Genomic DNA, 22,848 nt, shown 5'->3' with positions numbered 1-22,848 from the left:
GATGGTTTCGCCAATCGCCAACATTGCCTGAAGAGCGCCGAGGCTGCGACCAGCCCCTTCTCCCCGTCACTATACGGGGAGAAGTGCCCGGCAGGGCGATGAGGGGCAGTGCCAACCGCCGAGATTGGCGGTCACTGAAGCGATAATCCTGCATCTCCAACAACTAATGTTTCCTCGAAAGCTGCTTCGTCGCGGCTTCCAGTCCGGCGAGCGTCATCGGGAACATGCGTCCGCCGAAGATGTCGCGGATCATGGTGATGGAATGGGTGTAGCCCCAGTTCTTCTCGCTCTCGGGGTTCAGCCACACCGCGTTCGGCCATTGCTGCAGAAGGCGGCCGAGCCAGACGCTGCCTGCCTCAGGGTTCCAGTGTTCGACCGAACCGCCGGGATGCGCGATCTCGTAAGGGCTCATCGAGGCATCGCCGACGACGATGACCTTGTAGTCGGGGCCGTATTTGTGAAGCAGGTCGAAGGTCGCAATCGTCTCGGCATGGCGGCGGCGGTTGTCCTTCCAGACGCCCTCGTAGAGGCAGTTGTGGAAGTAGAAATATTCGAGCTGGCGGAATTCGGCGCGCGCCGCCGAGAACAGCTCCTCGACGCTCTTGATGTGATCGTCCATGGAGCCGCCGACATCGAAGAACATCAGCAGCTTCACCGCGTTGCGCCGCTCGGGCCTCGTCTGCACGTCGAGATAGCCGTGCTCGGCGGTAGCATGGATGGTGCCCGGCAGGTCGAATTCTTCCTCGGCGCCTTCGCGAACCCAACGGCGAAGCCGCTTCAGCGCGATCTTGATGTTGCGCGTGCCGAGTTCGACGGCGTCGTCGAAATTGCGGAACTCACGCTTGTCCCAGACCTTCACCGCGCGGCGGTTGCGGCTTTCGTGCTGGCCGATGCGCACGCCCTCGGGGTTGTAGCCATAGGCGCCGAAGGGCGAGGTGCCGCCGGTGCCGATCCATTTCGAGCCGCCCTGGTGGCGGCCTTTCTGCTCCTCCAGCCGCTGCTTCAGCGTCTCCGTCAGTTTTTCGAAGCCGCCCAAAGCCGCGACAAGTTTTTTCTCTTCTTCGGTCAGGTGCTTTTCGGCGAGCCGGCGCAACCATTCCTCTGGTATGTCGGCGACATTGACGGCATCCAGCCCGCCCAGCGCCTCGATGCCCTTGAAGACATGCGCGAACACTTGGTCGAACCGGTCGATATGGCGCTCATCCTTCACCAGCGCCGCGCGGGCGAGGTAATAAAAACCCTCGACGTCATAGTCGACCAGGCCGGCCTCCAGCCCTTCCAGCAGCGACAGATATTCCCTGAGCGAAACGGGAACACGCGCGGCCTTCAGTTCGAGGAAGAAGGGGATGAACATGGCCCGTTATGGCAGATCATACTCGATGAAGCCCGTGCGGCGGGCGACGTGGTCGTAGAGCCGGCGCGCGGTAGCGTTGGTTTCGTGCGTCATCCAGTAGACGTTCTTGACGCCGATCTTGCCCGCCTCGTCCTTGACCGCCTTGATCAGGGCGGCGCCGATGCCCTTGCCGCGTACCTGCGGGTCGGCGAACAGATCCTGCAAATAGCAGTTGTTTTTCTCCGACCAGCCGGAGCGGTGGTAGAGATAGTGAGTAAGGCCGACCGCCTTGCCGTCGAGCGTGGCGATGAAGCCCTTCGGCTCGAACTCGCCATCCGTGAACAGCCGCTTCCAGGTGATGGCGTAGACCTCTTCAGGCAATTTGGTTTCATAGAAGGTCAGGTAGTCGGTCCACAGGCGCCGCCAATCGGCATGGTCGGATTGCGCGAGCGGGCGGACGGTGATTTCGGTCATTTCATTTCCCTCTGAAGTCTGGAGTGCGGCAGAATCGGAGCCCTATCCTGCCGGCAGGTTATATTCGCGAAAAGCGGTCGTAAGCATGTGGAGCCCCTCTCGCGCCCTGGGCGCCAGGGCATGCGCATGCAAAATGATTTCAGACGGAGGAATGGGCGGCAGGCCGAGCTTGCGGCCGACCTCGACCAGGCCCGGGGGCACGACCCGATAGGCGAGGGCGGACACGGCGAAGCCGGCCGAGACGGCGATGTTGACCGCCGCGCCGCCGCCGCCGACAAAGGCCTCGCTCCAGGCGATACCGGCCCGGTCCAGCGCGTCGATCGCTCTCACGCGATCGGGGCAATTGCATACGGTGCTCAGGAGAGCGAGCCGCAACGGCGTTTCGGGCCGCCATTCGAAGGCGGGTGCGGCGAACCAGCCATAATGGGTGCGCGACAAGGCCTCGCCCCGGCGGCCGCCATCTTCCTGATGCACGATGACAGCATCGAGTTCGCCGCGATCGAAAGCCTCTTCCAGCATGGAGCTGGTATCGATCCTGACATTCAGCGACAGCGAGGGATCGTGGGCGTGAAGCTGGGCGATCAATGTCGACAGTTCCGGTCCGGCGACATGGTCGACAAAGCCCAGCGCAAGCCGGCATGACGCCGCCGAGAATTCCGTCAGCGCACGTTCGTGGGAAGCCAGGAATTCGCGCGCCGCGGGAAGGAAAACGGCGCCCTTCGCCGAGAGCGCCACGCGGCGCGGCGTGCGTTCGATCAGACGCGAGCCGAGTTTCTCTTCCAGCCGGCGCAGCTTGACGCTGATCGTTGCCTGGGTGCTGCCGAGCGCCGCGGCCGCACGGGTGAAGCTCTGCAGATCAGCCACCATTACGAATATCCGGACGGCATCGACATCAAGGCTGGTCATTTCGGCTATTCCATTTTGTCATCTCTGAAATAGGGATGAATCGTCTTTTTTCATGATCAGGCCTCGTCTATCTCATCTCGACCGCAGTTTGAAGAGCCGGCCCCTCCCAAAATGCTCCGGCAGGAAGTGATGGACATGAATTTTCACATCGACCGAAACACCGTCGCACTCGCGGGCGTCTGTCTTGCCTCGCTGTTGTTTGGCCTCGAGATCTCCAGCGTCCCGGTAATCCTGCCAAAACTGGAAAGCCTGCTGGCCGCCGATTTCAGGGACCTGCAATGGATCATGAATGCCTATACCATCGCCTGTACCACGGTGCTGATGGCGACTGGGACACTGGCCGACCGTTTCGGCCGCAAGCGGGTGATGGTGGTCACCACCGTTTCCTTCGCCGTGGCCTCGCTGCTGTGCGGTCTCGCGCCCACTGCTCCCCTGTTGATCGCCGCACGCTTCCTGCAAGGCCTCGCCGGCGGCGCGATGTTCACCTGCAGCGTGGCGGTGCTGTCGCATCAGTTCCAGGACGGGCGCGACAGGAGCAAGGCCTTCGTCGCCTGGAGCGTCATCTCGGGCATCGGGCTGGGTTTCGGTCCTGCCATCGGCGGATTGATCGTGGCGCTCTCGAGCTGGCAGTGGGTGTTCCTCATCCATGTGCCGCTCGCCATCCTTGCCCTGGTCTTCATCGTCTCCGGGGTCACGGAATCACGCGACGGCAACGCGCAGAAGCTTGACCGGGCCGGCATCCTGACGCTGTCCTTCGCGGTGTTCGGTCTTTCCTATCTCATCACGCAAGGGGCCGATCTCGGCTCTGGCGCCCGCATCGGCGTGACCGTCGCGACCGTCCTGGCCTTCATCGGCTTCCTCTTTGCCGAGAGAACCAGCCCCTATCCGATGTTCGACTTCTCGGTGTTTCGCATCCGCCAGTTCTCGGGAGCGATCATGGGCGGCATCGGCATGAATTTCAGCTACTGGCCGTTCATCATCTATCTGCCGATCTATTTTTCGGGCGTTCTGGGCTACGACAGCACCACGACCGGCCTGTTGCTGCTCGTCTACACGCTTCCCCTGATGCTGATGTCGTCAACCGCCGAGCGTTTGCGCGCGCGCTATCAGGCGCGGATCGCGATCCCGCTCGGCCTGCTGACGCTGGGGGTCGGCTTCATCGCCATGCGCATAGGCTCCGGCCTCGAGGGAGCCAACTGGCTGACCATGCTGCCCGGCACGCTGATCGCCGGCATCGGCATCGGCCTGACCAATTCGCCGACCACGAACACCACGACCGGTTCGGTGTCGCCGGACCGTGCCGGCATGGCGTCCGGCATCGACATCAGCGCGCGGCTGATCACCTTGGCGATCAACATCGCGGTGCTTGGCCTGCTTTTGACGCAGGGGATCGTTTCCTATCTGCGGGGCGCATTCGGCACGGCGCTCGGCCCCAGGGAACTCGGAGCGTTGGCGGAGAAGATCGCCGCTGGAAATCTCGACGGCTTGTCGCGGCAAGTGCCCGAGCTCGCGGCCCTCGACCCGTCCGGCGCGATCGCCCATGCCGCCCTGGTCAACGGTTTCGGCTGGGTCATGCTCTATTGCGGGATCGGCGTCCTTGCCCTTGCCGTCATCAGCTTCATCATCTTCGGCGCGAACACCAGCGCGCCGAAGGAGAAAGGCGTTCATCGGCCGGCCCAAGCCGTAGGCGAAGCCGGCTCCTAACGCGGATTATCGGCCAATTGTGGCCAGCGCTATCCCTGCCGCCTGGCCATGAAGGCCAGGCGCTCGAACAGATGCACGTCCTGCTCGTTTTTCAGCAGCGCGCCATGCAGTTTCGGCAATGCGTTCTTCGGGTCGGCGCGCAGATCCTCCGGCGCGACATCATCGGCGACCAGCAGGCGGATCCAGTCGAGTGCTTCCGAGGTCGACGGCTTCTTCTTCAGGCCGGGCACCTCGCGGATTTCGTAGAACTGGGTGAGTGCCGCCCGCACCAGATTCTGCTTGATGCCGGGATAGTGGACATCGACGATCCTGTGCAGCGTGTCGACATCAGGAAAGCGGATGTAGTGGAAGAAGCAACGGCGCAAGAAGGCGTCCGGCAGTTCCTTCTCGTTGTTGGAGGTGATGATGACGATGGGACGGACAGCGGCGCGGATCGTCTCGCCGGTCTCGTAGACGAAGAACTCCATCTTATCGAGTTCCTGAAGCAGGTCGTTGGGAAACTCGATATCGGCCTTGTCGATCTCGTCGATCAGCAGCACCACCTTGCGGCCGGCGGAAAACGCCTCCCAGAGCTTGCCGCGCTTGATGTAGTTCTTGATGTCGTTGAAGCGCTCGTCCCCCAACTGGCTGTCGCGCAGCCGCGAGACGGCGTCATACTCATAGAGGCCCTGTTGCGCTCGTGTCGTCGATTTGACGTGCCATTCGATGAGGTTGAGGCCGAGTGCCGCCGCCACCTGCCGGGCAAGCTCCGTCTTGCCGGTGCCGGGCTCGCCCTTGACCAGCAAGGGCCGCTCCAGCGCGATCGCCGCGTTGACCGCAACCATCAGATCCTTGTCGGCGACATAGGCGGCCGTGCCTTCGAAACGCATTCTTGCTCCTCGGTTCTTCATTGCGACCGTAGGGACGCGGTCGGGCCTATGCAAGGCTGCCGCGACCTATGAACTCGAAACTCGGCGCGGAAATATTCGTTGCTGAGGCGTGGCAAACCGACAGTCGATGGAGCGAAAGTGTGGCCGACAAGACATGGGGCAAGCGGGCACTGCAGATCGTTGTGGCGGTGCTGGCGGCGACGCCGGTCCTGGTCGGCATGGAAGGTGTTCTCCATGGCCCTCAATTCCTGCATGTCACCAGCCCGTGGCCGGTGGACCTCGACAGCCATTTCCGCTTCCTGTCCGGCTTCTTCCTCACCATCGGCGTCGCCTGGTACAGTTGCATCCCTGCCATCGAACACAAGACGGAGCGGTTCCGCCTGCTCGCGGCCTGTACGTTCACCGGCGGTCTGGCGCGGCTTGTCTCGCTGTCTCTCGCCGGTACGCCGTCGCACGGTCACGTTGCTGGACTCTGCGTCGAGTTGCTGGCGGTGCCTGGATTGGTCTGGTGGCAGGCGCGCGTTGCGAATAAAGCCGCTGGGCGACTGCATCACTCTGGCGCTTAGCCGGCCAGCGGCCTATATTGATGGAGGCGGTCTGCGCTTCCCGGCAGGAGACACTTTTCCCCGGGGCCTTAACGATCCTTAGGGAGCTGTCCCTGGGAAGACCCGTGGGTTTTCTCACACGGCGCCCACCTACTTTGTAGGCACCCGGGATCGACCTCTCCACCGGTTGTGTGGATCGTCACTTCTGCCTGCGCCGGCGCATGTCGGTGGAGGATATGGTAGAAAACGTCGCTCCTGAAACGCCATTCACACCTGACCTTTTCTACCGTTCTAACATGACATCTCTCAAAGACCTGAAAAAGCAGCTGCGGCTCGAGGCGCTCGGGCGTCGCGACGCGCTCGATATAGGCTGGCGCATCGAAGCTTCGCTGCGCATGGCGGAGATCGGCGCGAGCGCGATCGATTTCGAACCGGGCACGATCGTCTCCGGCTTCCTGCCGATACGCTCGGAGGCCGACACAAGGCCGCTTATATCCGCGTTGCGCGACAGGGGCGCGAAGCTCTGCCTGCCAATCGTGCTCGACCGCGAGACCATCATCTTCCGCGAATTGCTGCGCGGCGCGCCGATGGTGGACACGGGTTTCGGCACGTCCGGGCCGGGGCCGGAAGCGCCGGTTGTCGATCCCGAACTGATGCTTGTGCCGCTGGCCGCGTTCGATCCGCGCGGACATCGCCTGGGCTATGGCGCCGGGCACTATGACAGGGCGATCGCGCGCCTCCATGCGGCGGGCCGCAAACCGCGCCTGATCGGCATCGCCTTCGATTGCCAGGAAGTGGTTCGGGTTCCCGATGAGGACCATGATGTCGTCATCCCGGAAATACTGACCGAGAGCGGGTTGCGTCGGTTCGCGCCACAATTGTAGATAAGTACAATGGACGCATGATCCTTTCCCAGACGTCATGCAGCTTTTGCTTCGCTGACTTTTGGTGCGGGATCATATGAGACTTCTCTTCCTCGGGGACATGGTTGGAAAGACGGGCCGCACGGCGGTGTGGGAACAACTGCCCGGCCTGATCTCGGATTTCAAACTCGACTTCGTCATCGTCAACGGCGAGAACGCCGCCGGCGGCTTCGGCATTACCGAGGAGATTTTCCGCGAGACAATCGCGGCAGGCGCCGATGTGGTGACGACGGGCAATCATGTCTGGGACCAGCGTGACGCGCTTGCCTTCGCGCCGCGCGAACAGCGCTTCCTGCGCCCTTCCAATTTTCCCAAGGGCACGCCCGGGCGCGGTTCCGGCGTCTACATCGCCAGAAACGGCGCGCGGGTGCTGGTCGCCAACATCATGGGCCGCGTGTTCATGCATCCCGAGCTTGACGATCCGTTCCAGGCCGGCGAGCGCGAACTCGCGGCCTGTCCGCTGGGCGAACAGGCCGATGCGGTGGTCATCGACTTCCACGCCGAGGCGACGTCGGAAAAGATGTGCTTTGCCCATTTCGTCGACGGCCGAGCCAGCCTTGTCGTCGGCACGCATACGCACCAGCCGACCGCCGACCATCAGATCCTCAATGGCGGCACCGGCTACCTGTCCGATGCGGGGATGTGCGGCGACTATGATTCCTCGCTCGGCATGGACAAGGAGGAACCGCTCAACCGGTTCCTGTCGAAAGTGCCGAAGGGACGTTTCGAGGCGGCGACCGGTCCGGCGACGTTGTGCGGCGTCGGCGTCGATATCTCCGACCGTACGGGACTGACCGAGAAGATCGCGCCGTTTCGTCGCGGGCCAAGACTGGAGGAAAGCGCGCCATCCTTCTGGTCGTGACATTGATATGGGAGTTCACAGTACCTAATTGCCGGCCACACTGCTCTAGATCGTAGAGGGGACGACCTCCATGCAGATTATCGAGTTCCTGGCGCCGCACTTTCAATTTGTTTCCGATCCTACTGCCTGGGTCGCCCTGCTCACGCTGGTGGTGCTCGAGGTCGTGCTCGGCATCGACAATCTGATCTTCATCTCGATCCTGACCAACAAGCTGCCCGAAGCGCAACGCGCCCGCGCCCGGCGCCTCGGCATTTCGGCGGCGCTGATCATGCGGCTCGTGCTGCTCGCCACCATCTCGATCATCGTCCAGCTGACGACGCCGGTGTTCACGGCCTTCGGCCATGGTTTTTCCTGGCGCGACCTGATCCTGATCGCCGGCGGCCTGTTCCTGGTCTGGAAGGCGACCAAGGAAATCCACCACACTGTCGATCCCCAGGACCATCAGGACACGATGGTGGGCGGTACGCTCAAGATCAGCCTGGCCGGCGCGATCTTCCAGATCCTGCTGCTCGACCTCGTCTTCTCGGTCGATTCCATCATCACCGCCGTCGGCATGACCGACGAGATCGCCATCATGTACATCGCCGTGATCGTCGCGGTCACCGTCATGATGCTGGCCGCCGGCCCGCTCGCCGACTTCATCGCCAGGAACCCAAGCATCGTCATGCTGGCGCTGGGCTTCCTCCTGATGATCGGCATGACGCTGATCGCCGACGGCATGGGCTATCATGTGCCCAAGGGCTACATCTACGCGGCCATGGGTTTTTCCGCGCTGGTCGAGGGCCTCAACATGCTGGCGCGGCGAAGAAGGAAGGCGAAGCCCGACGGAGGGCATTGAGTGCGTGGCCGCTTCGCTTGACAATTACAAAACTGTACGTACATAATTGTAATTCAAGGTGCGGATGTGCGGTTCGAATGGGATCCGGAGAAGGCTAGGCGAAATCTTGCCAAGCACGGTATCGGTTTCGATCTCGCCCAGAAGGTGTTCGACGATCCGTTCCATGTCATCGTGCCTGATCGATTTGAAGACGGTGAGCAGCGATGGCATGCGATCGGCCTGATCGAGGCCGTGTTGATCATGCTGGTCGTTCACACCTATCCCGACAGCGGTGATGAAGAGCGGATTCGGATTATCGGTGCCCGAAAAGCGACAACGCATGAAAGGCGGCGCTATGAGCAGGAAGGACCTTAGCCAGGATCAACGCGACCAGCTGGCAAAGCTGGCGGAATTGCCTGACAGCGAGATTGACACTTCCGATATTCCGGAGACCTCGGCCGAAAATTGGATTCATGCCCGTCGCGGGCATCTCTACCGACCACTCAAGCAGCCAGTGACCATTCGATTGGATGCCGACGTGCTTTCCTGGTTCAAGGAGCATGTTGGAGGCGGTGGCTATCAGACCGAAATCAATCGCGTGCTCCGTCATCATGTGATCCAACAAGAAAAACGTCGAAGCTGATACCCGCTCAGCGTCCTGGCACGCCCTTCGGGTGACGGTCGCCGATCAGGCCGAGCGTCAAGCCTTGCTCCAGCCACGCCTTGGCGCCCGCGAGCACCAAGGAAAAGCCGTCGGTCGAACCGATGGCCTGGCTGACCTGCTCATCGCCATTGCCGGCGAAGCCGAAGTTGCGGACTTCTAGGAAGGTCGCGTTGTCAGGCATCTGGGTGAAGGTCCATACGACGGTGGTCGGTGGATCGCTCCATTGCATGAGGATCCTTTCGTCACGGACGATCTCTGCGACCTCCACTTTTGTGGAGACGCCATACATGCGCCATTCCCACTCGACAGGCTTGCCCTCGTCCAGCCTTCCGCTTGAATGTGTGAACCAGAATTTCGTGGTGATTGCCGGATCGACGATCGCCTCGAAGACCTCGGCGACCGGCCGGCGGATCAGCATGCCGGCTTCGGCTGTGGGAGGTTGCTTGAGTTCCATGTTGGTCTCCTTCCAGCGCGGCTCACCAGGCGTCCGGTTCCCGCACCATGTGGATGATGTTGGCCGGGCTGGTGATCCAGCCGCCCCGGAAGCCTTCTCCCAAGGGCTCGATCGCGTCACAGCGCACGATGCCGGCCTTGGCAAGACCCTCCGCCGTGCTTGGGAAGTCGGCCGTGAAGAGTTCCAGCCAGACTTCGGCCTGGCTCAGGGCCGGGGCTTCATCGATCCACAGCCTGTTCGGGCCGAGCTCGAAGCCGATGGCCGGCGCCTTGTCCGTATAGGGAGTCAAGCCGACCACGTCGCGATAGAAAGCGATCGTGGCCTCGTACTGGTGCGGCGGCACCTTCATGGCGATGTTGATCCCGCCGGTGATCTTCGCGGTCATTGGAGGCTCCGAATGTTGTGGTTGTCGGATAGACTTCGTCGGCTGACGGGTCAGGGCAAGTTGACCTGCCAGGAGACGCCGAAGCGGTCGTTGAGCCAGGCGAAACGCTGGCTGAAGCCGTAGTTGGCGGGCGGCATCAGGAAGTTTCCCTCCTTTGACAGGACTTCGACAATGCCTTCGAGTTCGGCCTCCGTGGAGCAATCCACGTAGAGCGAGGCCGCTGGCGTGAAGGTGAAAGCGTGATTCACCGGACTGTTGAAGACCATGAGTTCGAGACCGCAGACGGATATCCGCGCCAGTTTGAGCGTTCCCCGCGGGCCGTCTTCGCCGGAACCATACCGGGCGACCTCAAGCACGCGGCTGCCGGGAATGGTCTCGCAATAGAGGGTCATTGCCTCCTCGGCCCGGCCTTCGAACATCAGGAACGGCGTTACTCTCTTCATCTCGGGCCTCCGTTCTTCGTCATGCCGGTTCAAACATTGGTCTCATTGGCGGGCTCGCCCTTCATCTCGCTGCGATAGTAGCCGTCGCGCAGGTTGATGCCGTGTTCGACATAGGCCTTCATGCAGGCCAGCATTTGCGACCAGCCCTCGCAGTTGAGGTAGGATTTCTTCAGCCCGACCGCGCCCTCCCGCCAGCCGCTCTCGGCGATGGTGACGAAGGTGCCGCCATCGTCGAGCGGCTCGAAGTTCATCTCGATGCGGGTCTTGTAGGCCGGCTTGCCGTCGGCGTCGGTTGCGTCCCAGCGCAGGACGATGCGGCTGTCCTTGACCACCTCGTCGACCTCGACCGGCACCGTCTTCCACCACGTCACGGTGCTGCCGGCGACCAGCGGGGCCGAGGCGCCGCCGATCGTGGTGAAGTAACCGCTGAGTTTCCTGGGATTGACGACGGCATCGAAAACGTCGGCCACCGGCCGGCCGATCCGGCCCGAAACCCTGAATCCAAGGGACATATCCACAGCTCCTTCCTTGATTGCCGTCACAATATGTTATAGAAACATAACATGTCAAGCCGATCGCAAGATGACAATGTTTTCAAGGCACTGGCGCATCCGCGCCGGCGCGAAATGCTCGATCAACTGAAGGACGCGCCGAAGACGACGGGTATGCTGTGCGACGCTTTCGCCGACATCGACCGCTGCACCGTCATGCTGCATCTCAAGGTGCTAGAGGAGGCGGAGCTGATCGTCGCGCGCCGGGATGGGCGCGAGCGCTGGAACCATCTCAACGCGCTGCCGATCAAGCAGATACATGACCGCTGGATCAGCCAGTATGCCGGTCACGCCCTGAGCATCATCGACCAGCTCAAGTCCGATCTCGAGGGATAAGCGGTTGCGAAACCTCGATGCGGCCGACGGAACGCGGCGCGGCTGGACGAATTGAGCCGATTTATCTATAAGCCGGCCATTCCGACAGGGAACGCCATACGCCTTCGGACGCGTCAGGGACGTTCTGAAATTTTGAATTCGAGCATTTGCGCAAGACGGGGCAAGCACCCCGCCGCGAAATGCTCTAGCCGAACACGACAGGGGTGCCATGGCTGGCCATTCACAGTTCAAGAATATCATGCACCGCAAGGGCCGCCAGGACGCGGTGCGGTCGAAAATGTTTTCCAAGCTGGCGCGCGAAATCACCGTCGCCGCGAAGAGCGGCACGCCCGATCCATCGATGAATCCACGCCTGCGACTGGCCATCCAGAACGCCAAGGCGGTGTCGATGCCGAAGGACAACATCCAGCGCGCCATCAACAAGGCCTCGATGGGCGATGCTGAGAATTACGAAGCCGTGCGCTATGAGGGCTATGGCCCGGGCGGCGTGGCGCTGATCGTGGAAGCGCTGACCGACAACCGCAACCGTTCCGCCTCGAACGTGCGGGCCGCCTTCACCAAGGCCGGCGGCGCGCTTGGCGAAACCGGCTCGGTGTCGTTCATGTGGAACCGCATCGGCGAGATCTACTATCCTGCATCCGCCGGCAGTGCCGACAAGGTCATGGACGCGGCGATCGAAGCCGGCGCCGACGATGTCGAGTCGGACGAGGAAGGCCACACCATCTACTGCTCCTTCGAAAATCTCGGCGAAGTCTCCAAGGCGCTGGAAGCCTCGCTCGGCGAGGCGGAATCGGTGAAGCCGATCTGGCAGCCGCAGAACAACGTCCCCGTCGACGAGGAACGGGCGCAGTCGCTGATGAAGCTGGTCGCCACGCTCGAAGATGACGACGACGTGCAAAGCGTCTACGCCAATTTCGAGGTCGACGAGGCGACGCTGGCCAAGCTCAGCGCTGCCTGAGCTGCAAAGCGATGGCCAACGGCGCCACTGGCGGGTAGCATGGCCTCGCTGCTTGAGATTTATAGCTCGGTCAGTTGTCGGCGAGGGGGAAGATGACTGAAGAAGGCGGTGAGCCGGCCGTGACCTGGCCTCGGCCAGGCGGCCTTTGGCGAAGGCTTTTAGCTTCGCTTATCGACTACCTTGTCGTCTTCGTCGCTCTTTATGCGCTGGTCGCGGCCTTGTTTCTGATGACCGACGGCGCAGTAAAGGGCAGTTTCTGGCTGAACTGGAGAACCTGCCAGTCCGCCAGTTTGAGGGGAACAGACGATCCCGTGCTTTCTCGCTACGATTGGCAGGTTTGTGCAACATCCTTCTTCGGTTTACCGGTGGCCCGATGGGCCGCCGGCACGAGCACGGACCCTCAATCGAAGGCAGCAACAACCCTTTCGATAGACCTCGATTCAAAGGGAAATTTTCGAACCGCGGCATTGGATCTGGGCTTCCTCCAGGTGCTGGTCCTGGCGGCCTATCTTCTTTTGATGGAGGGAGCTTTCAGCCGGTCGCTCGGCAAGGGGGTCCTGGCTCTCTTCGTCCATGACGAGTCGGATTGGCATAGGGAAGGCCTCGGTTTGCGGAAAGCCGTTCGTCGGCAGGTGGTAAAATTCCTCGGCTATCTACCCGCCACGCTGGTCGGGGCTTTCTTTGCTTTCCAGGCCTGGAAAACCGCTCCGGCAACCTTGCTCGACTATTCCCGACTGGAAATCGCAGTCGCCTTTATCGCTGCTGCCCTGGCTTTCCTCTGGTCATGTTGGGTCGCGTTGAGCATTGCATTCGGCAACGAGCCAATACATGACCGGGTTGCCGGCACGACCGTGCGTGTCCTGGAGACCGACCAATGAGCGCGTCAGGGAAACATTGCATCCGCATCACCTACTGCACGCAATGCCAGTGGCTGTTGCGTGCCGGTTGGATGGCGCAGGAGCTGCTTTCCACCTTCGGTACCGATCTCGGCGAAGTGACGCTGGTGCCCGGCACTGGCGGCATCTTCACCGTTTCCTGCAACGAGGCGCTTATCTGGGACCGCAAGCGCGACGGCGGCTTTCCGGACGCGGCCAAACTCAAGCAACTGGTCCGCGACGTCATTGACCCGGATCGCGATCTCGGTCATTCCGATCGGAAGGTCCACGTTTCCAGGGAACAGACAAGCAAAGACCCCGCCTGAGACGGGGCCCTTGTTCCTTCGCAGCCCTTCTTTTCACAGCAATGCGAAGATGAAGCAGGCCATTGCTGCGATGGCGGTGACGGTGCGCACGTGGTTCCACATCACCCACTGGCTCAGATGGTTCGCCCACACGGCGGCGCCATTGGCGCTTTCGGGATCGACGGCAGCCAGCGCATCGTTGAGCGGCACGTTGAAGACCATGGTCACGATCGGATTGCCGATGAAATAGATCACGGCGCCGGCCAGCAGCCAGTAGGTGCCCGACTGGCTCCAGCCCAACAGAACGGCGGCAATGAGCACCAGGCAGATCAGGCCGGTGCCGAACAAGGCCGCCATGAAAGTCGGGGTGATGACCGTGATGTTGATCGAGTTCATCGCCGCGATGCCGCTTGGCACCGGCAACCGGGCAAGGGCGGCCATGACGAAATTGGAAAAGGCGAAGAAGACACCGCCAACGACGCCGGAGCCGATCGCGGCGACGATGGTGAGGGTGGGAAGAAGCTTGATCATCTCACTTGCTCCAGATGCCGGCTGCGGCGGTTTCGGTGGCATAGGCGGAAAAGTCCTTCGGCTGGCGGCCGAGCGCGCGCTGCACGCCGTCGGCCAGCGATGCGTTGCGGCCGTCGAGCACCTCGGTGAAGAGTTCGTTGAGCAGCCAGGCGATCTCCGGCGGCAGATCGTGCGCCGTGATCGTCTGGGTGAATTCGGCGTATGAAGTCTGGCGGTAACGAATGTTGCGGCCGGTTGCCTTGCCAATCTCGGCGACGGCGTCGGCGAAGCTCAGCAGCCTGGGCCCGGTGAGTTCATAGACCTGGCCGATATGCCCTGGCTCGGTCAGCACGGCTTCGGCGACGTCGGCGATGTCGTCGACATCGACGAACGGCTCGCCGATAGCGCCGACCGGCAGCGACACCTCGCCTTCGAGAATGGAATCGACGAGGAAGCCTTCGCTGAAGTTCTGCGCAAACCATGAGCAGCGCAGGATGGTCCAGTCGGCGCCCGAGGCTTTCAGCATCTCCTCGGCGCGCTGCGCTTCGATTTCGCCGCGACCCGAAAGCAGCACCAGCCGCTTGATGCCGCGCCCGACGGCAAGCCTGGCGAACGCCTCGACCGTTTCTGCGGCGCCCGGCACGGCGATATCGGGATAGTAGCTGATGTAGACAGCGCCGACGCCGTCCAGCGCCGCTTCCCAGCTTCCCCTGTCGAGCCAGTCGAAGGGCGGCTTGCCGCCGCGTGAGCCGATCCGCATTGGAATGTGCCTTGCGGTCAGCCGCTCGGCGAGCCGGCGGCCGGTCTTTCCGGTGCCGCCCAGGATCAAAATCGGTTTCTGCGTGTTCATCTCGATCTCCTTGCTAAAATATGAGTAATCCTCACATTTGCAAAACGTGATAAATCCTCGTATTTTGTGAGTCAAGCAATTTGTCAGAGACTGGAGCCGGCCGTGGACGACACCCAAGCATCCGTTTCCCCCCAGGAGCAGATTGCCTCGCCGCGCCGGGCGCCGAGCCAGCAACGCAGCCGGGAGCGGGTGGAACGCATGCTGGCCGCCGCCTCGGCGCTGATCGCCGAGCAGGGCAGCGATGCGATGCGCATGGGGGAAGTCGCGGAGCGCGCGGGGGTTTCGATCGGTTCGCTCTATCAGTTCTTTCCGGACAAGCGGGCGATCGTCTGGGCCCTGGCGGAGCGCTATACCGCCGAGAGCCAGGCCTGCATCTCCGCCACTCTCGCCGATGTCGGCGACGCCGAGGGCCTTCGCGATGCGTTTTCAGAGCTGGTCGATATCTACTACCGGCTGTTCCTGGCCGAGCCGGTGATGCGTGACATCTGGTCGGGCACGCAGGCCGACAAGGCGCTGCGTCAACTCGAACTCGCCGACAGCCGCGCGAATGCCGAATTTCTGATCGCGGTCCTCAAAAGGCTGCGCCCCGGCGCCGATCCGGTGGCCCTCGACACCACGGCGTTTCTCGTCTGGCAGATGGGCGAGGCCGTGATGCGCCTGGCGATCTCGGTCGATAGGGAGGAGGGCGACAGGCTGGTCGCCGCCTACAAGCGGATGGCGCTCAGGGAATTGCTGGACGAGTAGGGCTGGGCCGCGGCTTCTAAAGCAGCGCCTGCTATTTGCGAAACCGTCAGCGGGAGCGTCCCCTCTCCCCGTCACTATACGGGGAGAGGATGCCGGCAGGCAGGTGAGGGGCGGCGCGGCCTGTGATATTTTGGTGGCCGCCTTGCCGCGAATGTCACCGAGATCTCTCTCGTCCGTCCCGATAATCAACCAGTTGTGGACGCTGGCGCCGCCCCTCATCCGCCTGCCGGCACCTTCTCCCCGTATAGGGACGGGGAGAAGGGAGCAACTGGTCAACAAAAAACCCGCCACGAGGGCGGGTTCTTGGTACGCGAAGACGGGTCGGATTAGAGGCCGAAACCTTCGAAGCGCTTCTTGAACTTCGACAGACGGCCGCCGCGGTCGAGCAGGGTCTGCTGGCCGCCGGTCCAGGCCGGATGGGTGGTCGGGTCGATATCGAGGTTCATCGTATCGCCTTCCTTGCCCCAGGTCGAACGAGTCGTGTATTCGGTGCCGTCGGTCATGACGACCTTGATGGTGTGGTAGTCGGGATGAATGGCGCTCTTCATGGTCGTGTTCCTGGCTTGCCAGCGCGGCGGACGGGCGTGAGCCTGCGTCGATGCGCCTCTTTTTAAAACTCGAAGCCGCAGCTATTGAGGAGCCACGGCTTCTAAAACGGTCGGCGTGCCTATACATCAGCCGAAATTGAATCACAAGGCCGCGGCGGCGCATATTGAGACGCAGATGCCGGGACGGCTAGAGGAAACACTGACATGGCGCAATCCAGCAGCGCAGACGAGCGCCGCCGCTCGCTCAAGCCGCTCAGGCGCCTGTTCCCCTATATAGGCCGCTACCGCACATTGGTGGCCGGCGCCATCGTTTCGCTGGCCATCGCCGCGGCCACGACGCTGGCGCTGCCGCTGGCGGTGCGACGCATGATCGATCATGGCTTCACGCCATCGGGCTCCACCTTCATCGCCGAATATTTCGCCGCGCTGGTGGCGATGGCGGCACTGTTGGCGGCAGCCTCGGCCGGCCGCTACTACTTCGTCATCACGCTCGGCGAGCGTGTCGTCGCCGACATCAGGCGCGATGTCTTCGCCCATGTAACGACCTTGTCGCCCGCCTTCTTCGACACCGCCCAGTCGGGAGAGATCGTGTCGCGGCTCGCCGCCGACACCACGCAGGTCAAATCCGCGGTCGGGGCCACCGCGTCGGTGGCGCTGCGCAATGTCATCCTCGGTCTAGGCGCCGTGGCGATGATGGTCGTGACCAGTCCGAAACTCTCCGGCCTGGTCATCGCGGCCATCCCGATCATCGTGCTGCCGCTGGTCGCGTTCGGCCGTTCGGTGCGGCGCAAGTCGCGGCAGGCGCAGGATACGCTGGCCGAAGCAACGGCCTATGCCAGCGAGCAGATCGGCGCGGTGCGCACGCTGCAGGCCTTCACCAATGAAGGCTTGGTCACCGGGCGTTTTTCCGGCGCGGTCGAAGCCGCCTTCGCGGCGGCGCGCGCCTCGATCTTCGCGCGTTCCTTCCTGACGTTCTTTGCCATCTTCACCATCTTTTCGTCCGTCGTCGCGGTGCTGTGGTTCGGCTCGCGCGACGTGCTCGAGGGCACTTTGTCGCCCGGAACGCTCGGCCAGTTCCTGCTCTATTCGGTGTTCGCCGCCGGGGCGCTGGGCGCGCTGTCGGAAGTCTGGGGCGAACTCGCCCAGGCGGCAGGCGCGGCCGAGCGGCTGACCGAGATCCTGGCCGAGAAGCCCGCGATCCAAGCGCCGGCCATTCCGAAACCGCTTCCTGCGGTCGCCAGGGGCGGCATCGTGTTCGACGACGTCTCGTTCTCCTATCCGGCAAGGCCCGACCGGGCCGCCGTCCATGGTCTGAGCTTTCAGGTCAGGCCGGGCGAGACGGTGGCGATCGTCGGTCCTTCGGGCGCGGGCAAAAGCACGGTGTTTTCGCTGATCCTGCGCTTCTACGATCCCGAAACCGGCAAGATCCTGATCGATGGGGTCGATGTGCGCGAAGCCGATCCGGTTTCGGTGCGCGAACGGATCGCCATCGTCCCGCAGGACGTCACCATCTTCGCGGCGAGCGCGCGCGACAATATCGGCTTTGGCCGGCCGGGCGCAGGCAATGCCGAGATCGAGGCGGCGGCGAAGGACGCTCTGGCCGACGAATTCATCCTCAAGCTCGAAAACGGCTATGACAGCCAGGTCGGCGAGCGCGGCGTGACCTTGTCGGGCGGCCAGCGCCAACGCGTGGCGATCGCGCGCGCGATCCTGCGCGACGCGCCCATCCTGCTGCTCGACGAGGCGACCTCGGCGCTCGACGCCGAGAGCGAGACGCTGGTGCAGATGGCGCTGGAGCGGCTGATGCGGGGCCGCACGACCATCGTCATAGCTCACCGGCTGGCGACGGTGCTGAAGGCCGACAGGATCCTGGTCATGGACGGCGGCCGTATCGTCGAGGAAGGCACGCATCAGAGCCTGGTCGCCAGGGGCGGAATCTATGCGCGGCTGGCCAAGCTGCAGTTCGAGACCGGCGCCAGCGCCTTCAAAGGCGCAGCCGAATAAGGCTTTTGCCCTAGAGCAATTCCAGGAAAAGTGCGTAGCGGTTTTCCGTCCGGAATTGCGTAAAAACAAAGGTTTAGAGCTGTTCGGCGATTCCGTGAAACGCTGAACCGCTCTAGTGGTCAGTTCGCCTCGGTTTCGGCATAGCCGAAATTGTAGCTCCACGAAGAATTGTCGCTCATCTTGCGCCGCGACCTGAGGTAGGAGCCGATGTCCTTGGCCGGGACCCGGTCACCGATCGTCTTGAGATACCAGTCGACCTGGAATTCGGTTGGTGTGCTCGACCAGCGTGCCTTGAAGGCGACATAGGGCGTGATCACGTCGTCGGATTTCTCCGGACCTGTGAATTCGGCCTTCAGATCCTGACGATGCATTGATGGCGCTTGAAGACAGGGGTGCCGAGCCAGATCGGCCCGGTCCTGCCGACCATGTCGGGCTCCGGCAAGTTGCTGATGCCGACATCGGCCTTCAGCGGGAAGTTCTTGATGAGATCATCGGCTTCGAGATCGTCGGCCGGCAGCGCGTAGGATTCCACGGTCGTGACGACGTTGCGGTCGCGATCGTCATTGGTCGATAGCGGCGCCAGGCTGGTCATCCCGGGATACTGGCGGTTGTAGTAGTCGAGATAGTCGTCGCCGAGCTTGGTTGCCGATTGCGACACCAGCCGGTAGCGCATGCTGTCGGCATCGGCGTCGCGATAGGTGGTGCTGACCGTCAGCTTGAGCGCTTCGCCCTTGAGTTTCGGGAAGTCGAAGGCCTCGCTGACGAAAGTGGTCGGCTGGAAAAGCTCCTTGCGTTCGATCCGTTCCATCCGCGCGCCGCCGGCAACGATCGGCAAGGCAAAGCCGTAGTCGGGCGGCACGAGATTGTCCGCGCGACCGCCCTGCAGGTAGTTGGTCCCGTCGATCCAGTAGGTCCGGCTCTGGATCGTCGCCTTGACGATCACGTGGTCGAAGGCTCGGATGGTCGGCAGCATGTCGCCAAGCGCCAGGCCATCGTCGAGATCGGTCAGGGCCGGATCAGCCTGGACGCCGAGCCGGCGCAGGCTTGAGGCGAGAAGCAGCGCCTTGTCCTTGCAGTCGCCGAAGCCGCTGGCAATCACCGTGGCGGGGCTGCGTGGAATGTAGGAGCCACGGCCCATCGACAGGCTTACATAGCGGATGGTGTCTTGCACCAGCCGCATCGCCTCGATCATCCGGTCTTCCGGCTTGGCGTATCTGGCGGCGATATCATCGAGCTTGGCGGCGAACGCGGCCGGCAATTCCTGGTCGAGCTTGTAGTAGGGCAGCATCGCATCGACGACGTCCTGCCATTTGCTCGTCGAGGAGATCTGCACTGTCGGATAGGTCAGGAAATCCGCCGGCAGGTTCTCCTCGGGTTTGACCGGGACCGGGTTGATGCTTTCCCAGGTGTAGATTTTGGACGTGCCTACGGTTTTGATATCGGGTTCGATGCCGGTGCGGACCTGACGGATATTCAAGGGCTGCTCCGCTGGCCATGTCACCTTTTCGCGGATCAGTGCGATCGGCTCTCCCCAGGCGACGGCGACCGAGTGGAAAAACAGGTCGGCGCCGACGATCGGCGTCCTGACCGTGGTCTTGCCATAGTCGATGATGTCGCCGACGCGCACATCGTCGACATTGACATAAGCGGTCAGCCAGCCGTCGAAGAGGCCTTTCTCGGCGTCCTTCTCGCGCCGGAACACGTCGAAGGTGGCCCCGGATAGCCGGTCGATGACGACGCCGTCGCGAATGATGTTCAGCCAGTTCATCGTGACTTGCGACGTTGCCGGGTCGAATTCGAAATTTATGGCGGCGCCGCGCTCGAGCCCGGTGCGGTCGACGATCCTGTAGGCATAATGGTCGAATGCCTCGATGCCGCCGGGCCGCTGCCGGATCTGATATTCCGACACGAGATTGGAGATGCCGCCCTTGATCTGGCCGTCGAAACGCGGATCCGCCTTGGGCAGGTCGATCCGGTCAATCCAGGCCCCCGCGCCGCCCTTGTGGATTTCGGCATCGGCCATGGCCGGCGCGCTGAAAAAGGCAATGGCTATCAAGACGAAAAGCCGCGTGGTCGCAGAAGATGTCACCGCAAAGCACCCCAACCCACAATGACCCGCACGTCCTGCAAGCAACGCCGGATGCCACCAGTGATAGAAAAGTGCAGCCGATCCCGCAAGATCGCCGCCGGCGGCGACGCCTTGCCGCCTTCGCCGGTCAATGGGGTCGCGATGGCACGGTGGCCGGCCTCATCCGCCGTAGCGCTGCTTCAGGTGATTGACGAAATAGCTGGCGTTGAGCTTTTCGCCGGTGGCGCGTTCGAGCAGGTCCGGCGTCGACCAGCGCGACCCCTGCGACCATATCCTGTCGCGGCGCCAGCCATTGATCGCCTCGAAATTCCCTTTCGCCAGATCGGCGTCAGCGGAAGGGTGCTCGCGAGTCAGGGCGGCCCATTGCTGCGCCGCCATCATCGCGCCCAGCGTGTAGGACGGGAAATAGCCGAAGGCGGCGCCCGGCCAATGCACGTCCTGCATCGGTCCGTCGGCCGGATTGTCGGCCGTCGAGAGGCCGAGATAGTCGCGCATCTTGGCGTCCCAGGCTTCCGGCAGGTCGGCGACCTCAAAGCGGCCTGAAACGAGTTCCTGCTCCAGCTCGTAGCGCAAGATGACATGCAGCGGATAGGTCACCTCATCGGCGTCGACACGGATCAGGCCGCGTTCGACACGATGCACATGCGGCAGGATGTCGTCGAGCGACCAGGCCTCGCCGAGATGCTTCTCCACCACCGGCAACGCCCAGCGCCAGAAGGCAGGATTGCGGCCAAGCTGCTTTTCGACGAACAGGCTCTGGCTCTCATGGACGGCCATGCCGCGCGCCTTGCCGAGTGGCCAGTGCGCCCACGCCTTCGGCAGGTTCTGCTCATACAGCGCATGGCCGGTTTCGTGCAGCACGCCCATCAGCGCCGACAGGAAGTCCGAGGTCTTGTAGCGGGTGGTGATGCGCACGTCGCTGGGCACGCCGCCGCAGAAGGGATGATGCGACACCGACAGCGAGCCATGCGTCAGGTCGAAACCGACCGCGGCCATCATGGCGAGGCCGAGTTCGCGCTGGCGGTCGATCGCATAGCTTCCCGACAGCGGCTTCAGCGGATGCTTGCGCAGCCGTGCTTCCTGTATTGCGAGGGCTTCGGGTACGAATCCCTTCAGAAAGGCCTTCAGGTCGGCGAAGACGGGTGTGATGTCGGCGACGCGGTTGCCGGGGTCGTACTGTTCCATCAGCGCGTCATAGGGGGCGAGGCCCAGCACATCGGCGCGCAGGGAAGCCTCTTCCCGCACCAGCGCCACAACGCCCTCGAGCGCCGGCTGGAAGCCGGCCCAGTCGTTCTTGGCGCGCAGGTCGCGCCACAATTGCTCGCAGCGCATGCGCGCCGTGGTCTGGCGTTCGACGAACTCGACCGGCAGGCAGGTCAGGTTGGTGTATTGCCGCCGCAGTTCGGCGACGGCCGCACGCTGCTCGTCGTCGAGCGCCTCGCCCTCGGCGGCGGCTATCCAGTCGGCGATCTCCGGCGCCGTCGCCCTGGTATGATACATGCCGGCCAGAGATGCCATCGCCTCCGCGCGCTTCTCGCCGCCGCCGACGGCCATATGGGTCGCTTCGTCCGCGCCCAGAATGGCCAGCGCATGCTCGAGCGCTTCGAGTTTATGGCCGAGATCGTCGAGTTTCTGAAAGGACATGGCGGCTTCCGTGATTGAGGACGGCGCGAAAAGACACCAACGAAAAAGCGTTGGCAACCCTCAGCCGCCGCGCGGCAGATACGCCTTGCACAGGCAAGGCTGGGCATGGAATGCTGTCGGCGACGCATCAAGGGGGCGCGAATGATCGGCAACATCCTGGTCGGGCTGGTGGCCTTGATCCACGTCTATATCGTCTATCTCGAGATGGTGCTCTGGGACACGCCGCGCGGGCACAGGACGTTCCGGCTGACACCGGAATTCGCCAGCGCCTCGAAGGTCCTTGCCGCCAACCAGGGCCTCTACAACGGATTCCTCGCCGCCGGCCTTCTCTGGGGGCTTTACCTCGGCGCCGGCGGCTTCCAGATCAAGGTCTTCTTCCTGGCTTGCGTGGCTATTGCCGGCCTCTATGGGGCGGCTACGGTCGGGCGCAAGATACTGTTCATCCAGACAGTGCCGGCGGTATTGGCCCTGATCGCGGTCTGGCTTGGTTGGTAGGCAAGTCGGGCTGGTAGGCAAGCTGGGCCGGTGCGGAAAAAGGACGCCCGCGGGATTGGGGTCCCGAAGGCGCCAGGTGGTCCCTTCCTCAGAGGTAATCCAGGGCGGTCTCAGCCGTTGGGATAGTTTCCGCCGTCGGCGCCGTCGCCCATCAGGAAGCCGCTGCCTGTGTCGACCCTCAGCTGCTGGTCGACATTGTCGAGGTTGCGCAGCAGGTCGTGATACTGGGCGGCCGGGATTCTGCCGTGATCCTCAGCCGCGATCTTCTGGGCGGCCTGGCCGATGCGTGCGGTGCTCATCTCGAGGCGCTCGGCCACGGCCGGTGTGATGTTGTTGGCCTGCCTTGCGTCGACAATGCCCTGACGGAGGCCCTGGACCTGCTGGAAGAGAGCCTCGACACGGGGGCCGGTCAGGTCGGTCGGATCGGACGCGTCGAGAGAGCCCTTGTGATGATGGCCCGCGGCATAAGCGCCGGCCAGCGGGACGGCGATGAGAATTGCGGCAAGCGTTGCAGTCCTGAGAGATGCTGATGAGCGCATGGGGCGCTTCCTCCTGCTTGG

29 protein-coding genes and 1 other RNA gene are annotated in these 22,848 nt (G+C 62.9%); 15 read left to right on the top strand and 15 right to left on the bottom strand.

Annotated features, from left to right (window positions below; translation table 11 throughout):
• Nucleotides 1-163 precede the first annotated feature (163 nt).
• The 3 genes from FFS37_RS21560 to FFS37_RS21550 are packed head-to-tail and all read right to left on the bottom strand — an operon-like array spanning nucleotide 164 to nucleotide 2,713.
• The gene (locus FFS37_RS21560) at nucleotides 164-1,354 is read right to left on the bottom strand and encodes a vWA domain-containing protein (RefSeq protein ID WP_137932995.1); all 1,191 of its coding nucleotides are present in this window, start codon (nucleotides 1,352-1,354) and stop codon (nucleotides 164-166) included.
• A gap of 6 nt (nucleotides 1,355-1,360) precedes the next feature.
• Nucleotides 1,361-1,807, bottom strand: coding sequence for a GNAT family N-acetyltransferase (locus FFS37_RS21555; RefSeq protein ID WP_137932994.1), 447 nt, complete (start codon nucleotides 1,805-1,807; stop codon nucleotides 1,361-1,363).
• Nucleotides 1,808-1,849: 42 nt separating this feature from the next.
• A complete protein-coding gene (locus FFS37_RS21550; protein WP_137932993.1) occupies nucleotides 1,850-2,713 on the bottom strand; it encodes a LysR family transcriptional regulator in 864 nt (287 codons plus the stop codon).
• Between the two features lie 135 nt (nucleotides 2,714-2,848).
• Between FFS37_RS21550 and FFS37_RS21545 the strand changes: the two genes are divergently transcribed.
• Nucleotides 2,849-4,417 carry an MFS transporter gene (locus FFS37_RS21545; protein WP_137932992.1) on the top strand — a complete coding sequence of 523 codons (1,569 nt, stop codon included), beginning with the start codon at nucleotides 2,849-2,851 and terminating at the stop codon, nucleotides 4,415-4,417.
• Between the two features lie 29 nt (nucleotides 4,418-4,446).
• On the opposite strand, the gene FFS37_RS21540 is transcribed toward FFS37_RS21545, so the two are convergent.
• Complete coding sequence (locus FFS37_RS21540; RefSeq protein WP_137932991.1) at nucleotides 4,447-5,286, bottom strand: AAA family ATPase; 840 nt, start codon at nucleotides 5,284-5,286, stop codon at nucleotides 4,447-4,449.
• Nucleotides 5,287-5,354: 68 nt separating this feature from the next.
• Here FFS37_RS21540 and FFS37_RS21535 point away from each other — a divergent pair, with 68 nt between their 5' ends.
• The 7 genes from FFS37_RS21535 to FFS37_RS21505 all read left to right on the top strand — a co-directional run bounded on the left by FFS37_RS21535 (nucleotide 5,355) and on the right by FFS37_RS21505 (nucleotide 9,076).
• Nucleotides 5,355-5,852: a DUF4345 domain-containing protein gene (locus FFS37_RS21535; RefSeq protein ID WP_137932990.1), complete on the top strand. Its 498-nt coding sequence runs from the start codon at nucleotides 5,355-5,357 to the stop codon at nucleotides 5,850-5,852.
• Nucleotides 5,853-5,877: 25 nt separating this feature from the next.
• Nucleotides 5,878-6,033: non-coding RNA, 6S RNA (ssrS, locus tag FFS37_RS21530), on the top strand.
• A 94-nt stretch (nucleotides 6,034-6,127) separates the two neighbouring features.
• Complete coding sequence (locus FFS37_RS21525; protein WP_137932989.1) at nucleotides 6,128-6,715, top strand: 5-formyltetrahydrofolate cyclo-ligase; 588 nt, start codon at nucleotides 6,128-6,130, stop codon at nucleotides 6,713-6,715.
• A gap of 76 nt (nucleotides 6,716-6,791) precedes the next feature.
• Complete coding sequence (locus FFS37_RS21520; protein WP_137932988.1) at nucleotides 6,792-7,616, top strand: TIGR00282 family metallophosphoesterase; 825 nt, start codon at nucleotides 6,792-6,794, stop codon at nucleotides 7,614-7,616.
• 70 nt (nucleotides 7,617-7,686) lie between these two features.
• Nucleotides 7,687-8,454 (top strand): TerC family protein, encoded by a 768-nt coding sequence (locus FFS37_RS21515; RefSeq protein WP_137932987.1) that lies wholly within the window; start codon nucleotides 7,687-7,689, stop codon nucleotides 8,452-8,454.
• 66 nt (nucleotides 8,455-8,520) lie between these two features.
• Nucleotides 8,521-8,808, top strand: a complete 288-nt coding sequence (locus FFS37_RS21510) for a BrnT family toxin (protein ID WP_137932986.1) — start codon at nucleotides 8,521-8,523, stop codon at nucleotides 8,806-8,808.
• Complete coding sequence (locus tag FFS37_RS21505) at nucleotides 8,789-9,076, top strand: BrnA antitoxin family protein (RefSeq protein ID WP_137932985.1); 288 nt, start codon at nucleotides 8,789-8,791, stop codon at nucleotides 9,074-9,076. Before FFS37_RS21510 ends, FFS37_RS21505 begins: the two co-directional genes overlap by 20 nt.
• A gap of 7 nt (nucleotides 9,077-9,083) precedes the next feature.
• On the opposite strand, the gene FFS37_RS21500 is transcribed toward FFS37_RS21505, so the two are convergent.
• From FFS37_RS21500 to FFS37_RS21485, 4 genes are read right to left on the bottom strand one after another with little or no spacing between them, the layout of a single operon-like run.
• Nucleotides 9,084-9,551 carry an SRPBCC family protein gene (locus FFS37_RS21500; protein WP_137932984.1) on the bottom strand — a complete coding sequence of 156 codons (468 nt, stop codon included), beginning with the start codon at nucleotides 9,549-9,551 and terminating at the stop codon, nucleotides 9,084-9,086.
• Between the two features lie 22 nt (nucleotides 9,552-9,573).
• Nucleotides 9,574-9,936, bottom strand: a complete 363-nt coding sequence (locus FFS37_RS21495) for a hypothetical protein (RefSeq protein WP_137932983.1) — start codon at nucleotides 9,934-9,936, stop codon at nucleotides 9,574-9,576.
• Between the two features lie 50 nt (nucleotides 9,937-9,986).
• Entirely contained in the window at nucleotides 9,987-10,379 is a 393-nt protein-coding gene (locus FFS37_RS21490) for a VOC family protein (protein ID WP_137932982.1), read from the bottom strand.
• Nucleotides 10,380-10,408: 29 nt separating this feature from the next.
• Nucleotides 10,409-10,891 carry an SRPBCC domain-containing protein gene (locus FFS37_RS21485; RefSeq protein WP_137932981.1) on the bottom strand — a complete coding sequence of 161 codons (483 nt, stop codon included), beginning with the start codon at nucleotides 10,889-10,891 and terminating at the stop codon, nucleotides 10,409-10,411.
• A gap of 51 nt (nucleotides 10,892-10,942) precedes the next feature.
• On the opposite strand from FFS37_RS21485, the gene FFS37_RS21480 reads away from it, so the two are divergent.
• The 4 genes from FFS37_RS21480 to FFS37_RS21465 all read left to right on the top strand — a co-directional run bounded on the left by FFS37_RS21480 (nucleotide 10,943) and on the right by FFS37_RS21465 (nucleotide 13,425).
• Entirely contained in the window at nucleotides 10,943-11,266 is a 324-nt protein-coding gene (locus tag FFS37_RS21480) for an ArsR/SmtB family transcription factor (RefSeq protein WP_137932980.1), read from the top strand.
• 208 nt (nucleotides 11,267-11,474) lie between these two features.
• Nucleotides 11,475-12,224 (top strand): YebC/PmpR family DNA-binding transcriptional regulator, encoded by a 750-nt coding sequence (locus FFS37_RS21475; protein ID WP_137932979.1) that lies wholly within the window; start codon nucleotides 11,475-11,477, stop codon nucleotides 12,222-12,224.
• Between the two features lie 92 nt (nucleotides 12,225-12,316).
• The gene (locus FFS37_RS21470; protein ID WP_137932978.1) at nucleotides 12,317-13,102 is read left to right on the top strand and encodes an RDD family protein; all 786 of its coding nucleotides are present in this window, start codon (nucleotides 12,317-12,319) and stop codon (nucleotides 13,100-13,102) included.
• Nucleotides 13,099-13,425: a SelT/SelW/SelH family protein gene (locus FFS37_RS21465; RefSeq protein WP_137932977.1), complete on the top strand. Its 327-nt coding sequence runs from the start codon at nucleotides 13,099-13,101 to the stop codon at nucleotides 13,423-13,425. Before FFS37_RS21470 ends, FFS37_RS21465 begins: the two co-directional genes overlap by 4 nt.
• Nucleotides 13,426-13,458: 33 nt before the next feature.
• Here the strand turns inward: FFS37_RS21465 and FFS37_RS21460 are convergent, their stop codons facing one another.
• Both FFS37_RS21460 and FFS37_RS21455 read right to left on the bottom strand, forming a co-directional pair.
• The gene (locus tag FFS37_RS21460) at nucleotides 13,459-13,935 is read right to left on the bottom strand and encodes an anthrone oxygenase family protein (protein WP_137932976.1); all 477 of its coding nucleotides are present in this window, start codon (nucleotides 13,933-13,935) and stop codon (nucleotides 13,459-13,461) included.
• Nucleotide 13,936: 1 nt separating this feature from the next.
• A complete protein-coding gene (locus FFS37_RS21455; RefSeq protein ID WP_137932975.1) occupies nucleotides 13,937-14,764 on the bottom strand; it encodes a Rossmann-fold NAD(P)-binding domain-containing protein in 828 nt (275 codons plus the stop codon).
• Nucleotides 14,765-14,866: 102 nt separating this feature from the next.
• Here FFS37_RS21455 and FFS37_RS21450 point away from each other — a divergent pair, with 102 nt between their 5' ends.
• Nucleotides 14,867-15,508 (top strand): TetR/AcrR family transcriptional regulator, encoded by a 642-nt coding sequence (locus FFS37_RS21450; RefSeq protein ID WP_137932974.1) that lies wholly within the window; start codon nucleotides 14,867-14,869, stop codon nucleotides 15,506-15,508.
• A gap of 326 nt (nucleotides 15,509-15,834) precedes the next feature.
• On the opposite strand, the gene rpmE is transcribed toward FFS37_RS21450, so the two are convergent.
• Entirely contained in the window at nucleotides 15,835-16,056 is a 222-nt protein-coding gene (gene rpmE / locus FFS37_RS21445; protein ID WP_010912060.1) for a 50S ribosomal protein L31, read from the bottom strand.
• Between the two features lie 204 nt (nucleotides 16,057-16,260).
• Between rpmE and FFS37_RS21440 the strand changes: the two genes are divergently transcribed.
• Nucleotides 16,261-18,060: an ABC transporter transmembrane domain-containing protein gene (locus tag FFS37_RS21440; protein ID WP_137932973.1), complete on the top strand. Its 1,800-nt coding sequence runs from the start codon at nucleotides 16,261-16,263 to the stop codon at nucleotides 18,058-18,060.
• A gap of 119 nt (nucleotides 18,061-18,179) precedes the next feature.
• On the opposite strand, the gene FFS37_RS21435 is transcribed toward FFS37_RS21440, so the two are convergent.
• The 3 genes from FFS37_RS21435 to FFS37_RS21425 form a co-directional block, all read right to left on the bottom strand.
• Nucleotides 18,180-18,431, bottom strand: coding sequence for a hypothetical protein (locus FFS37_RS21435; protein WP_137932972.1), 252 nt, complete (start codon nucleotides 18,429-18,431; stop codon nucleotides 18,180-18,182).
• Complete coding sequence (locus FFS37_RS21430) at nucleotides 18,413-20,149, bottom strand: DUF3857 domain-containing transglutaminase family protein (RefSeq protein ID WP_137932971.1); 1,737 nt, start codon at nucleotides 20,147-20,149, stop codon at nucleotides 18,413-18,415. Before FFS37_RS21430 ends, FFS37_RS21435 begins: the two co-directional genes overlap by 19 nt.
• A 159-nt stretch (nucleotides 20,150-20,308) precedes the next feature.
• On the bottom strand, nucleotides 20,309-21,793 hold the full coding sequence (locus tag FFS37_RS21425) for a carboxypeptidase M32 (protein WP_137932970.1): 1,485 nt from the start codon (nucleotides 21,791-21,793) through the stop codon (nucleotides 20,309-20,311).
• A 141-nt stretch (nucleotides 21,794-21,934) separates the two neighbouring features.
• Here FFS37_RS21425 and FFS37_RS21420 point away from each other — a divergent pair, with 141 nt between their 5' ends.
• Nucleotides 21,935-22,288: a DUF1304 domain-containing protein gene (locus FFS37_RS21420; protein ID WP_137932969.1), complete on the top strand. Its 354-nt coding sequence runs from the start codon at nucleotides 21,935-21,937 to the stop codon at nucleotides 22,286-22,288.
• Nucleotides 22,289-22,398: 110 nt separating this feature from the next.
• On the opposite strand, the gene FFS37_RS21415 is transcribed toward FFS37_RS21420, so the two are convergent.
• Nucleotides 22,399-22,827: a hypothetical protein gene (locus FFS37_RS21415; RefSeq protein ID WP_137932968.1), complete on the bottom strand. Its 429-nt coding sequence runs from the start codon at nucleotides 22,825-22,827 to the stop codon at nucleotides 22,399-22,401.
• Between the last annotated feature and the right edge of the window lie 21 nt (nucleotides 22,828-22,848).

This window comes from Mesorhizobium comanense (genome assembly GCF_005503535.1).
Classification (GTDB): domain Bacteria; phylum Pseudomonadota; class Alphaproteobacteria; order Rhizobiales; family Rhizobiaceae; genus Mesorhizobium; species Mesorhizobium comanense.
This window is presented reverse-complemented; position numbering and strand designations above follow the sequence as displayed.

Bases quoted from the DNA above. Each gene is read 5' to 3' on its own strand.
- FFS37_RS21440 (WP_137932973.1), top strand. From the start codon at position 16,261: ATGGCGCAATCCAGCAGCGCAGACGAGCGCCGCCGCTCGCTCAAGCCG.
- FFS37_RS21560 (WP_137932995.1), bottom strand. From the start codon at position 1,354: ATGTTCATCCCCTTCTTCCTCGAACTGAAGGCCGCGCGTGTTCCCGTT.
- FFS37_RS21500 (WP_137932984.1), bottom strand. From the start codon at position 9,551: ATGGAACTCAAGCAACCTCCCACAGCCGAAGCCGGCATGCTGATCCGC.
- FFS37_RS21465 (WP_137932977.1), top strand. From the start codon at position 13,099: ATGAGCGCGTCAGGGAAACATTGCATCCGCATCACCTACTGCACGCAA.
- FFS37_RS21495 (WP_137932983.1), bottom strand. From the start codon at position 9,936: ATGACCGCGAAGATCACCGGCGGGATCAACATCGCCATGAAGGTGCCG.
- FFS37_RS21525 (WP_137932989.1), top strand. From the start codon at position 6,128: ATGACATCTCTCAAAGACCTGAAAAAGCAGCTGCGGCTCGAGGCGCTC.
- FFS37_RS21550 (WP_137932993.1), bottom strand. From the start codon at position 2,713: ATGACCAGCCTTGATGTCGATGCCGTCCGGATATTCGTAATGGTGGCT.
- FFS37_RS21485 (WP_137932981.1), bottom strand. From the start codon at position 10,891: ATGTCCCTTGGATTCAGGGTTTCGGGCCGGATCGGCCGGCCGGTGGCC.
- FFS37_RS21470 (WP_137932978.1), top strand. From the start codon at position 12,317: ATGACTGAAGAAGGCGGTGAGCCGGCCGTGACCTGGCCTCGGCCAGGC.
- FFS37_RS21555 (WP_137932994.1), bottom strand. From the start codon at position 1,807: ATGACCGAAATCACCGTCCGCCCGCTCGCGCAATCCGACCATGCCGAT.
- FFS37_RS21420 (WP_137932969.1), top strand. From the start codon at position 21,935: ATGATCGGCAACATCCTGGTCGGGCTGGTGGCCTTGATCCACGTCTAT.
- FFS37_RS21515 (WP_137932987.1), top strand. From the start codon at position 7,687: ATGCAGATTATCGAGTTCCTGGCGCCGCACTTTCAATTTGTTTCCGAT.
- rpmE (WP_010912060.1), bottom strand. From the start codon at position 16,056: ATGAAGAGCGCCATTCATCCCGACTACCACACCATCAAGGTCGTCATG.
- FFS37_RS21490 (WP_137932982.1), bottom strand. From the start codon at position 10,379: ATGAAGAGAGTAACGCCGTTCCTGATGTTCGAAGGCCGGGCCGAGGAG.
- FFS37_RS21455 (WP_137932975.1), bottom strand. From the start codon at position 14,764: ATGAACACGCAGAAACCGATTTTGATCCTGGGCGGCACCGGAAAGACC.
- FFS37_RS21415 (WP_137932968.1), bottom strand. From the start codon at position 22,827: ATGCGCTCATCAGCATCTCTCAGGACTGCAACGCTTGCCGCAATTCTC.
- FFS37_RS21540 (WP_137932991.1), bottom strand. From the start codon at position 5,286: ATGCGTTTCGAAGGCACGGCCGCCTATGTCGCCGACAAGGATCTGATG.
- FFS37_RS21475 (WP_137932979.1), top strand. From the start codon at position 11,475: ATGGCTGGCCATTCACAGTTCAAGAATATCATGCACCGCAAGGGCCGC.
- FFS37_RS21480 (WP_137932980.1), top strand. From the start codon at position 10,943: ATGTCAAGCCGATCGCAAGATGACAATGTTTTCAAGGCACTGGCGCAT.
- FFS37_RS21520 (WP_137932988.1), top strand. From the start codon at position 6,792: ATGAGACTTCTCTTCCTCGGGGACATGGTTGGAAAGACGGGCCGCACG.
- FFS37_RS21435 (WP_137932972.1), bottom strand. From the start codon at position 18,431: ATGCATCGTCAGGATCTGAAGGCCGAATTCACAGGTCCGGAGAAATCC.
- FFS37_RS21460 (WP_137932976.1), bottom strand. From the start codon at position 13,935: ATGATCAAGCTTCTTCCCACCCTCACCATCGTCGCCGCGATCGGCTCC.
- FFS37_RS21535 (WP_137932990.1), top strand. From the start codon at position 5,355: ATGAACTCGAAACTCGGCGCGGAAATATTCGTTGCTGAGGCGTGGCAA.
- FFS37_RS21545 (WP_137932992.1), top strand. From the start codon at position 2,849: ATGAATTTTCACATCGACCGAAACACCGTCGCACTCGCGGGCGTCTGT.
- FFS37_RS21505 (WP_137932985.1), top strand. From the start codon at position 8,789: ATGAGCAGGAAGGACCTTAGCCAGGATCAACGCGACCAGCTGGCAAAG.
- FFS37_RS21425 (WP_137932970.1), bottom strand. From the start codon at position 21,793: ATGTCCTTTCAGAAACTCGACGATCTCGGCCATAAACTCGAAGCGCTC.